Origin of the sequence: Xanthomonas axonopodis, assembly GCF_001304695.1 — a bacterium.
Classification (GTDB): Bacteria; Pseudomonadota; Gammaproteobacteria; order Xanthomonadales; family Xanthomonadaceae; genus Xanthomonas; species Xanthomonas axonopodis.
Window position 1 is genome coordinate 1 of the sequence record NZ_JFAQ01000133.1, and the last position, 10357, is coordinate 10357.

Below are 10357 nucleotides of genomic sequence, written 5' to 3' on the forward strand. Positions count from 1 at the left end.
TGCTGTTGCTGTTGCTGTTGCATCGGCGCGACAGGTTGCGGTTGCGGCGGCTGCGGCGGGGCAAGTGCGGCAGCGTCCGGGGACGGCACCGGCGGGGTGGCAGTGGCGGCGCCCCGTGCGGCGGCATTGGCGGTGGGCGGCTGCCCGCCATGGCCGTTGAACACGTGCAATTCCAGGGTTTGCGTGCCGCTGGGGCCTTCGATGGTTGCGCTACGCGGCTGCAGGGCAAGCAGGCGCCAGCCCTTCACCGCTTCGCCGCCCAGTTGCACGCGCACCGAATCCTGCGGGTCCAGGGTCAATGTCGCCATCTTGAAGTTGTCCGTCAGTAGCACACCGGTCAGGCGCACTGTCGAAGCAGCGCTGCTGCCGTCATTGCCGGACAGGAAGAAGGGATGCGGCAGGCGGTCTTCGGCGAACACGGGATGCGCGGCGATTTCCGAATATTTCTCGAACGCACCCAGGCGCTCCGGCGCCGGTGCCGGCAACGTGGGCAGGCGCTGCACCAGCGCCGGGTCGTCGGGCAGCAGCTCCACGCGCTTGCCCAACCCGGCGATGGCCAGCACGCACACCAGCAGTGCCCAACCGACCACGGTGGCCAGCAACCAGGTGCGCAGGCCGATCATGTCAAGGCGCATTGCTGGCCCCCGCGGCGTTGGGGGCGGCAGGGGCGGCCTCGGTGTTGAGCGGCGCGGCGCTGGCGCCAGGGCGCAGATAGCCGGCCAGTTCGAAGGCGATATCCAGGCCATTGCCACTTTCGTTGGGCGAGAGCTGGTAGCGCTGCGCCATCACGTTGAGGTTGTCCACGAACAACCGCGGGGTGCCGTTTTCCAGGCTGTACAGCACCGAGGCCAGTTCCGGCGTGCCGCAGCGTAGGCGCACCTGCACCGCCACGCGGGTGAAGCGGTTCTTGCTCTCCGGCTGCAACGGCGAACGGTTGCTGATGGCGCAGCTGCGGTTGCCGGGGCTGGCTTCCACCACCGCGCGTTCCAGCCGCTGCACGAGGCCGGCAGAGGCGAGTTCGGCCGAGGTTTCCGGCAGGAAACCCGGGCGGTTTTCCAGCGTCTGTCGCGCCTGCCGCAGCCGTTTGCTGACTTCCGGCGCCTGCTGCAACTGCACGCGCACGCGCAGTTCGCGCTCGCGCAGCGCTTGCAGGTCGTCCTGCACCACGATCATGGGTTGGGTGAACCACGGGTGCACCAACACCAAGTAGGCCACGCCGATCACCAGCAACAGCAGACCCAAAGCGATCCAGCGATCGCGCTTAACGCTGCGTGGCATCGGCCGCCTCCTTCGCGTCGGGGCCGGCCAGCTCGGCGGTGATGGTGAAGCGGTCGACATTCCGCCCGGCATCGCTCTGCAGCACGCCGGTCAACGACGGCGTCCGCCACAGCGGCGAGCCTTCCAGGCGACGCACCAGCGAAGAGGCTTCGTTGCTCAATCCGATCAACTGCAGTTGCCCGCCTTCGACCGAAAATTTTTCCAGATACGTGCCCCCGGGCAGGCGCCGGCTCAGTTCGTCCCAGATTTCGACCGAGGTCGGGCGGGTGGCGCGTTGTTGCTGGAAGAAGCGCGCGCCTTCGACCAGGTCCAGCAATTGCTGCCGTTCGGCAGCGACCTGGCGCGCGCGCGCGGCGTTGGCCTGCACCTTGGCGCGCAGATCGTCGGCGGCCTGGCGGCGGTTGTCGAGCAGCAGCCAGCCGGCGACGGCCAGCAGCACCAGCGCAGAGGCGGCCAGCAACAGGTTCCAGCGCTGCATCGGGTCGCTGCGGCGCAGGCGGCGTGCGGGCGGCAGCAGGTTGACGCCCAACGGCAGGCCGTTGGCGTCGGTCACATCGATACCCGACAGCGCGCTGCTCCATGCGTCCGGCACGCCGGCCGGGCCATCGATCATGCGTCGCGGCACCACCACCAGTTCGGCATCGAGCTGGCCGTCTTCGCGCACGTCAAGCACGCGCGCATCGAAATACACCTGGTCGGCGGTGAACGGGGTTTGTCGATCGATCTCGAAACGCGCCACGTCCTGCAGGCGCGCCGCTGCCGCTGCGGGCAGACGCAATGGCCGGCGCAGCGTGTGCGCGGCCGGCAACAGCCAATGCCGAGGCAGGCCTTCAAGCGCTGTCGGCAGCAAGCCATTGACTTCCTGCGGATGCACCGGCCACGGCAGGCTGGCGACCGTATCGCAGCTGTGATCGCGCTGGCGCAGCAACTGCAGCGTGTCGCCATCCTGTTGCAACAACAGGCGTGCCTGCGACAGACCCAACTGCCATTGCCACCGCTGCGGCAGCCAGGCCAGCAGCGATTGTTGCCACCAACGCCAGAAGCCTCCGGCTCCCGGCATGGCGCGTACGCCGATACGACCCAAGGTATCCCGCCATGTGGTCATTGCACTGCTGCTCCCTCTTCCCAACGCAACACGGTATAGGCCGACCCTGGTAATGCAGACGCGCTGGTCGACACCACCGCCCGCAACACCGCCTCGCGTCCCTGACTCAGTCGCGCCCGGCTTTCGATACTATAAGTGCCCGAGCCACCAACCGTCGCCTCGCTGCCCGGCAAACCCAGCGGCGCGTCACGCTGGGCCAGCAGTTGCTGCGCGTCCAGCCCCATCGCGGTGAGCACCGGGGCGGGCGCAAAACGCGCTTCAGGCCGCGAACGGCCGCTGTACAGCGTGACGTTGGGCAACAGCTTGCGATACAGCTCGCCATCGATGCCCAGCACCAGGCGCAGTTCGCCCAGGGTTTCGAATGGGCTGTCCTTTGCGCCATACGGCAGCCCGGCATCGGCGTAATCGCGATCTTCCGCTCCGCCGCCGGGCTGGCTCAATGAATCGCCATCGCGCCAATCGACGATGGCACCGGCGATGCGCCCGGCACTGGCCTGCTCGCCGCCCACCGCGCGCACCAGAGCTGCCAGCAAGGTGGGCTCGGCCATGTTCAGATCCACCTTGCCGCTTTCATCGGTGATACGAATCTCCACGCTGGCATCGTCCATCTGCCAGCGATAGCGTCGGCCGTCCGGGCGCCAGCGTGCCTGGGTGTCGGCGTCTTGCAAGCGAAACAATGCGTATTCCAGGCCAGAACGTGCGTACTCCTGCGCCTGCGCACCGTTGCGCAACATGCTGCCCTGCAGTGCCTCCACCCGTGCGGTGAGCGCGAACGCACCGATCATCGCGGTAAGCAATGCGATCAACCACAACACCAACACCAGCGCGGCACCGCGCGCGCGATTCATTGCCCTGCCCCCGGGTTGCTGGATTGCGGCAACGCCACCACCATCGGCGGCCATGCGGCGTCGTCACTGCGGATGTCGATGCGCACCATGAGCGGCAGGCGGTCGTGCCATTTCCACTGCGGCAGCCACGCGCTCAGGCGCCCGTTTTGCGGATCCATGCCGCGATACCGAAAACTCACCTGCTGCACGCCTTGGGCAAGTAGTTCCGGCGGCAGCGGGCTGCTTTCTTCGATCGACTTGCCGGACTGCAGCATGGTCAGCGCAATCAGCAGGTTGCGCCGATCGCCATCGCCAGCCACCGACAGGTCGTGCAGATACGGCCCGCCGCGGCCGAGGTAATCGGGCACGTCTGCGGCAAAGCGCAGGCGTTGCGGTTCGCCGATAAACAGGATCGGCTGCTGACTTTGGGTATCGATCCCCATGGCGATCGGCAATGCGGCGGCCAGGCGCCGTCGCAGGAATTCTTCCACCGCACGCACGCGCTCGCTGCGCTGTGCGATCGCTTCGCCGCGCTGACTCACCGCACTGGCCGAGCGCAAGGTGGCAAACGCCAACGCCAGCCCGCCGACCAGCAACATCGTGGCCAGCAACACTTCGATCAAGGTGAAGCCCACGCTGCGCGAACGGTTCATGGCGGGCTGCCCTGCGTATTGGCCGCCACCAGCCGCAGCGTGCGCCATTGCAGCATCTGATTGTGCTGCTCGCCCCAGCGCACCACCAGGGTCACTTGCAGCAGACGGTGCGCGCCGGGCGACATCGGCGCCTGCCGATTGCGCCGCGGTTGGTCGTAGGGGCGTACGTCCATCGACCAGCGGAAGTGGCCGTTTTCGAACGTGCCTTGTTGCTGCTCGGGCTCCAGCGGCTTGTCGATGCCCTGCACGGCCAGCAGCGATTGCGCGTGCAAGGTGGCGCGCGTGCTTTCATCGGCTGCGTGCACCTGGCGTGCAGCACCGGACAACGACCCGAGCAACAGGCTCAACGCCAACGCCAGCAACGCGAAGGCGACGATCACTTCGATCAGGGTGTAACCGCGCTGATGCCTCATGGCGAGGGCGTCCGCAACGGGCCCGAACGCACCTCGCCGGTAATCCAGCCCACGTCCACGCGCCATCTGGCGTCCTTGACCTGCAGGTCGATACGCCCGCCGCTGGAAGCGCCATCAGGAAAGAACTGGATCGCGCCCTGATCCTGCCGCGATTGCACCTGGCGCGCGCCGGTGAAGCGCACTTCCAGCGACGGCGGCAGATCGCCGTGATGGCCGCCGGGTGCTTCCCAGCGCCGCTGCTGCGGGTCGATCAGAAACCGCTGGGGCGTGCCGGTGGCAATCGCCTGGGTGCGCGTGTAGCGCAGCTGCGAGGCGATCGCCTTGCCGGCGGTGCGCAGGCGCATGCCGTCGATGCCACCGTTCAATGCCGCGGCGGCAAGCACGCCGGCGATTGCGATCAACGCGATCACCAGCAGCATCTCCAGCAACGAGGTGCCACGCGCGCGTGCCCGACCAGGGCCGACCACTCCATGCCGATGACGCAACGGCTGACACGCAACACGCATGACGAGCGCTTATTGGTACTTGATGTCCGCGTCGTAACTGCTGCCACCGGGCTTGCCGTCCTTGCCCAGGCTGATCAGATCGAACGGCTGACCGTCGCCGGGGGCGCGATATTCGATGGCGTGGCCCCATGGGTCGTTGAGTTCGGCCGGCTTGGCGTACGGGCCCAGCCAACCGCTGCTGTCGCCGGGCTGGGTGACCAGGTCATCGAGTTTGCTCGGCAACTTGCCGGTGTCGAGCTGGAAATTCTCGATCTTGCCGGCCAGCGTCTGGATCTGCGACTTGGCCAGATTGGCCTTGCCGCGATCGGCACCGCCAAGCACGCGACTGCCGACCAGCGTGAGCACCGCACCGATCAGCACGATGACGATGATGATTTCCAGCAAGCTCATGCCGGCCTGGCCTGCGCGCGACGGACTGCGGGTGATGGAACGCTTGATCATGAACGATTTCCTTGCACGTCGATGAAGGATGCTGCCGCCAACAAATGACACGGCGGGCATTGCAATGGTTCCCGCATGGGTGCGGTGCGGTCACCGGAACGTTGTGGTGAATACGCTGGCCGGTCAAGCGCGTGGCCGGCATGGCGTTGCGCGCGGTTTGCGGTTGGCCGTTGGACGCGGCACGCGCGCGGAATGTGCAGTGTACGAGCGCTCCATGCCGATTCCGAGCACCTGTGGTGCTCGCCTGAAGACTGCGCCGTTGCACTGAGCTCCGCTCTCAGCCGATTGCATTGGTAAGGTCATACAGCGGGACGAGTACCGAAATGATGACAAGCCCCACCACCGAGGCCAGCACCAGCGTGATGAACGGCACCAGCGCGGCCAGTGCGCGGTCGATGGCCTGGGCGGTCTCCAGTTCGAAGGTGTCGGCGGTCTTGAGCAGCATCGTGTCCAGTGCACCGGACTCTTCGCCCACCTGGATCATCTGCAGCGCCAGCCGCGGAAAGCGCTTGCCACGTGCCAGCGACATCGACAGGCCATGGCCGTTCTTGACGTCGTCGGCCGCATTGGCAACATCCTCCACCAAGGCCAGATTGGACATCACGTTGCGCGCGATGCCGATCGCCGCCAGCAGCGGCACGCCATTGCGCAGCAAGGTGCCCAAGGTGCGCGTCAGGCGTGCGGTTTCCAACCGGGCAATCAGGCTGCCGACCACCTTCTGGCGCAGCAGCCATTCGTCCAGCGCTGCACGGAATGCGGCATTGCGACGTTTGCGATCCAGCCACAACCCCAGCACGCCCGGCACCACGATCAGCACGATCCACCAGTCGCGCACCAGCAGGCCCACGCTCAACACCGCCTGGGTAAACCACGGCAGCGCCACATCCAGGCTTTCGTACATCTGCGCAAATTGCGGCACCACATAACCGAGCAGGAACAGCAACGCGCATCCCACCACCGCCAGCAGGATCGCCGGGTAGATCAGCGCGTTGATCACCTTGCCCCTGAGCGCGCGGCTGCGCTCCAGGTAATCGGCCAGCCGCTGCAGCGTGTCCTGCATGCTGCCGCCGGCTTCGCCTGCGCGCACCATGTTGATGTACAGCTTGGAAAACAGCCCGTGCTGGCGCTCGAGTGCGGACGACAACGGCGCACCGCCACGCACGGTGTCGCGCACATCGCCGATCACCCGCCGGCTTTTTTCGTCTTCGGGCAGATCCATCAGAATCGACAGCGCGCGATCCAGCGGTTGCCCCGCGCCGATCAACGTGGCCAGTTGCTGGGTGAATTGCACCAGCGCCGCGTTGTCGAACGGCTTCTTGCGCAGCAGCATGCGCAGCGACGGCGAATCGTTTTCGCCGGTGGCCAGGCGCGTTTCCACCGGCAGATGGCCCTGTTCCTGCAGACGCAACGCCACCTCGGCATCGCTGGCCGCTTCCATCTGGCCATCGAGCATTTCGCCGTGGGCGTCCAGGGCCTTGTAGCGGTAGAGGGGCATCAGGCTGGGAGGCTGGGATTGGGGAATCGGGATTCAAGATTCGGCAAAAGCAGGACGCCGCGCTGCGTTAGCGTGGCTGGGCGCACAGGCGCACGCGCGCAACGTCGTGCAATGCCGTTGCTCCGGCTGACTTTCGATTCTGAGCATCCCATGCCCATTGCCGCTCCATTGATGCTCACACATCCTCCGTGACGCGCAGGACTTCTTCGATGGTGGTTTCGCCGCGCAGGGCCTTGGACAGCCCATCTTCGTACATGGTGCGCATGCCGGCCTGGCGGGCGAGTTGTTCGATTTCGCCCATGCCGGCACGGCGCATCACCGCACGGCGCAATTCGTCGTTCATCACCAGGAATTCGACGATGGTGGTGCGGCCCAGGTAACCGGTAGGTGCGGTGGCCGAGGGACGCGGGCGATACAGGAAGATCTCGCCCTCCGGCTGCAGGCGGCGCAGATCGAACCTGGCGATTTCTTCCGGCGATGCGGCGTAGCGCTCGGCGTTGGCCAGGTCGAGTTTGCGCACCAGACGCTGCGCCAGGATGCCGTTGATGGTGGAGGTGAGCAGATAATCCTCCACCCCCATGTCGAGCAGACGGGTGATGCCGCCGGCCGCGTTGTTGGTATGCAGCGTGGACAGCACCAGGTGGCCGGTGAGCGCGGACTGGATCGCGATGCGTGCGGTTTCCAGATCGCGCATTTCGCCGATCATGATGATGTCCGGATCCTGGCGCACGATGCTGCGCAATGCATTGGCGAAATCCAGCCCGATCTGCGGCTTGGCCTGGATCTGGTTGATACCTTCGATCTGGTATTCCACCGGGTCTTCGACGGTGATGATTTTCACATCCGAGGTGTTGAGCTGGCTCAACGCCGTGTACAGCGTGGTGGTCTTGCCCGAGCCGGTGGGGCCGGTGACCAGCATGATGCCGTGCGGTTGCTCCAGCACCTTGCGGAATTGCGGCAAGAAATCTTCGGTAAAGCCGAGCTTGTAGAAGTCGAACACCACCGTTTCGCGATCGAGCAGGCGCATGACCACGCTTTCGCCGTGCGCAGTGGGCACGGTGCTGACGCGCAGATCCAGCTCCTTGCCCTGCACGCGCAGCATGATGCGGCCGTCCTGCGGCAGCCGGCGCTCGGCGATGTTGAGCTTGGCCATGATCTTGATGCGACTGATCACCGCGGCAGTGAGCTTGGCCGGCGGGCTTTCGCCCTCCACCAGCACGCCGTCCACGCGGTAGCGCACCTTGAGCCGGCTTTCGAACGGCTCGATATGGATGTCGGAGGCACGCAGTTCCACCGCGTGCTGGATCACCAGATTCACCAGCCGGATCACCGGCGCTTCGGAAGCCAGGTCGCGCAGCGCTTCGATATCGTCGCTGCTGTTGACATCGCCATCGGCGGTTTCGACGATGGTGCCCATCGCACTACGGCCCTGGCCGTACCAGCGCTCGATCAGGTCGTCGATTTCCGAACGCAAGCCCACCTGCAACCGCAATGTGCAGCCGGTGGCAAGATGCACTGCATCGATGACGTAATCGTCGTAAGGATCGGCAATCCACAGCTCCAGCCGGCCATCGTGTTCGCCGACCGGGCACAGATGAAATTGTTTGAGAAAGCGCAGCGACAGCCCCTGCACTTCGGGCAGCATTTCCGGCTGCGTGTCGCCAAGCTGGCGTGCGTCCACCAACGGCAAGCCGAGGACCTCGGCGCAGGTTTCTGCATGATCGCGTTCGGACACCAGGCCAAGCCGACCAAGCAGGGCAAGCAAGCCCATGCCGGATTCGGCCTGCAACTGGCGCGCGCGCAGCAGATCGGTGTCTTTCAAACGACGGCGTTCAAGCAGCGCATCGACGATGCGCGTCTCCGCACTTCGATGCTCGATTGGATCGACAGCAACCGCGTTCACACTCGTCTCCACTGGTCCGGCGCCGACTGTAGCAGTTTGCCGCGACGATCAACCACACGCATCTGAATCGCCCTGTAAAGCAATGCCCCCGGCGATTGGCCGGGGGCATCGGTCACACTATTTCGCTACTTACTGTCGTGCAACGAGCGTCAACTTCGCGCAGCTCGCCGCGCCGACCAACTTGATGTAGTAAGTGCAGGCCTTGGGTGCAGTGAAACGCACGGTTTCGCTGTTGCCCGGACGGGTCGACTTGGCGTCGTAGCTGGTCGCGCTGGGCTCGGCCTCGAAGCTGACGTACATCGACACATCGCCGGTGCCGCCGTAGGTCATGAAGCTGAGCACGCCGCCGGCCTTGGCGTCGAAGCTGTACAGCGCGGAGCTGCCGGCGGCACCGCTCAGTCCAGCAACGGGCGCCTTGTTGGTGAGCTCGATGGCGCTCGGCGCGCAGCTCTCGGTGGCCGGGTCGCACGGCTCCTCAAGCACTGCTTCCAGCGCGGCCTTGGCGTCGACGATGCCGCTGCCGATCGGGGTGCTGGCCGGCGGGGTTACCGGGAAGGGGCGGCTGGTCTGCTTGAGCAGCGCTTCGACCGCAGCCGGGGTCAGCGGGTCCTCGCCCAGACCGATGGCCGCGCTTTGCACCAGTGCCACGATGCCAGCCACGTGCGGCGACGCCATCGACGTGCCGCCTAGCCCCATATAGGTATAGCTACCTGAGGTCGGCGTGGTCGCACCGGTGTAACCAGCCTGCCAGATGTAATCGCCCGGATTGCCGTCCACGCTGCCGCCGCCGCCCGGGCCAGAGACGTCGACCTTGCTGCCATCGTTGGAGTATTAGGCGATGCCACCGGTGATGCGCGTGGCGCCAACGGTGATGGTGTTGTTGCAGCTGGCCGGCGAATGGTTGGCCGCATCTTCGCTGCTGTTGCCGGCGGCAACCACCACGGTGGTGCCGCGCGCCACCGCGCCATTGATTGCCAGCTGGGTGACCGAATCGCAGGGCTCGCCGCCACCGAGGCTCATGTTGATGACCTCGGCCGGATTGGTGTTGGCCGGCACGCCGTCAACGGTGCCGCCGGAGGCCCATACGATCGCATCGGCGATGTCGGAGGTGTAACCGCCGCAACGGCCGAGCACGCGCACCGGCAGGATGGTCGCCTTCGGTGCGACGCCAGCCATGCCCAATCAGTTATTTGTCGCCTCGGCCACGATGCCCGGAACATGGGTGCCGTGCCAGGAACTTTCTTGCGCCTGCGAGCCCGCATAGCAGACGTTGTCGGCCTCTTCCCAGTCGCCGTAATCCAGTGCGCCCGGCACGCGCGCATCGGTGGGACGACGCGAGACTTCGGCGTCGGTGATGAAGTCGTAGCCCTGCAGGATGTTGCCGGCAAAATCGGGGTGGCCCGGCAGGATGCCGGTGTCCAGCACCGCCACCACCACGCCTGCGCCCTGCGACAGATCCCATGCACCCGGCGCATTGATGCCGCCATTGGGGTTGCTCAGGTGACACTGGTACTGCGCGTACAACGGGCGCAGCCGGCGCAATCGCTGCGTAACCGCGGTGCGGTTCGCTGCGTCCTTGTCGGTCACCCCTGGTACGGCCATCACTCCATGCGAATCCGTTGGCCGGCCCAGCCACGGTCCTTGCCCGCCCCCTCACAGGCCTTATTGAGCGCGACGGCGCACCTGGCGCCGCCGCGCTTGATGCGATAACGCCTTACCAGCCGAAGCCGGCGCCC

10 protein-coding genes and 1 pseudogene are annotated in these 10357 nt (G+C 65.9%); all 11 read right to left on the minus strand.

Annotation, left to right across the window (positions count from 1 at the left end; genetic code table 11):
* A partial coding sequence (gene xpsN / locus XAXN_RS12620) for a type II secretion system protein XpsN (protein WP_054319794.1) occupies positions 1–635 on the minus strand: 635 nt, incomplete at its 3' end.
* Entirely contained in the window at positions 625–1278 is a 654-nt protein-coding gene (gspM, locus tag XAXN_RS12625; protein ID WP_054319786.1) for a type II secretion system protein GspM, read from the minus strand. The genes xpsN and gspM, both read right to left, overlap by 11 nt.
* The gene (locus tag XAXN_RS12630; RefSeq protein WP_054319787.1) at positions 1262–2383 is read right to left on the minus strand and encodes a PilN domain-containing protein; all 1122 of its coding nucleotides are present in this window, start codon (positions 2381–2383) and stop codon (positions 1262–1264) included. Before XAXN_RS12630 ends, gspM begins: the two co-directional genes overlap by 17 nt.
* Positions 2380–3231, minus strand: a complete 852-nt coding sequence (locus XAXN_RS12635) for a type II secretion system minor pseudopilin (protein WP_054319788.1) — start codon at positions 3229–3231, stop codon at positions 2380–2382. The genes XAXN_RS12630 and XAXN_RS12635 overlap by 4 nt, the downstream gene beginning before the upstream one ends.
* A complete protein-coding gene (locus XAXN_RS12640) occupies positions 3228–3863 on the minus strand; it encodes a type II secretion system protein J (RefSeq protein ID WP_054319789.1) in 636 nt (211 codons plus the stop codon). The genes XAXN_RS12635 and XAXN_RS12640 overlap by 4 nt, the downstream gene beginning before the upstream one ends.
* Positions 3860–4276, minus strand: coding sequence for a type II secretion system protein XpsI (xpsI, locus tag XAXN_RS12645; protein WP_054319790.1), 417 nt, complete (start codon positions 4274–4276; stop codon positions 3860–3862). Before xpsI ends, XAXN_RS12640 begins: the two co-directional genes overlap by 4 nt.
* The gene (gene xpsH, locus XAXN_RS12650) at positions 4273–4782 is read right to left on the minus strand and encodes a type II secretion system protein XpsH (protein ID WP_054319791.1); all 510 of its coding nucleotides are present in this window, start codon (positions 4780–4782) and stop codon (positions 4273–4275) included. Before xpsH ends, xpsI begins: the two co-directional genes overlap by 4 nt.
* Before the next feature lie 9 nt (positions 4783–4791).
* On the minus strand, positions 4792–5223 hold the full coding sequence (gene gspG, locus XAXN_RS12655) for a type II secretion system major pseudopilin GspG (protein ID WP_003490502.1): 432 nt from the start codon (positions 5221–5223) through the stop codon (positions 4792–4794).
* A 277-nt stretch (positions 5224–5500) separates the two neighbouring features.
* Entirely contained in the window at positions 5501–6718 is a 1218-nt protein-coding gene (gene xpsF, locus XAXN_RS12660) for a type II secretion system protein XpsF (RefSeq protein ID WP_054319792.1), read from the minus strand.
* Between the two features lie 175 nt (positions 6719–6893).
* Positions 6894–8621, minus strand: a complete 1728-nt coding sequence (gene gspE / locus XAXN_RS12665) for a type II secretion system ATPase GspE (protein ID WP_054319793.1) — start codon at positions 8619–8621, stop codon at positions 6894–6896.
* A gap of 129 nt (positions 8622–8750) precedes the next feature.
* A pseudogene (locus tag XAXN_RS12670) lies at positions 8751–10148 on the minus strand (S8 family peptidase); the annotation flags it as partial.
* Positions 10149–10357 lie beyond the last annotated feature (209 nt).

What these genes read in the sequence shown, in the direction of transcription:
- xpsF (WP_054319792.1), bottom strand. Translation starts at nt 6,718, where the DNA reads ATGCCCCTCTACCGCTACAAGGCCCTGGACGCCCACGGCGAAATGCTC.
- XAXN_RS12630 (WP_054319787.1), bottom strand. Translation starts at nt 2,383, where the DNA reads ATGACCACATGGCGGGATACCTTGGGTCGTATCGGCGTACGCGCCATG.
- gspG (WP_003490502.1), bottom strand. Translation starts at nt 5,223, where the DNA reads ATGATCAAGCGTTCCATCACCCGCAGTCCGTCGCGCGCAGGCCAGGCC.
- xpsI (WP_054319790.1), bottom strand. Translation starts at nt 4,276, where the DNA reads ATGAGGCATCAGCGCGGTTACACCCTGATCGAAGTGATCGTCGCCTTC.
- xpsH (WP_054319791.1), bottom strand. Translation starts at nt 4,782, where the DNA reads ATGCGTGTTGCGTGTCAGCCGTTGCGTCATCGGCATGGAGTGGTCGGC.
- XAXN_RS12635 (WP_054319788.1), bottom strand. Translation starts at nt 3,231, where the DNA reads ATGAATCGCGCGCGCGGTGCCGCGCTGGTGTTGGTGTTGTGGTTGATC.
- XAXN_RS12640 (WP_054319789.1), bottom strand. Translation starts at nt 3,863, where the DNA reads ATGAACCGTTCGCGCAGCGTGGGCTTCACCTTGATCGAAGTGTTGCTG.
- gspM (WP_054319786.1), bottom strand. Translation starts at nt 1,278, where the DNA reads ATGCCACGCAGCGTTAAGCGCGATCGCTGGATCGCTTTGGGTCTGCTG.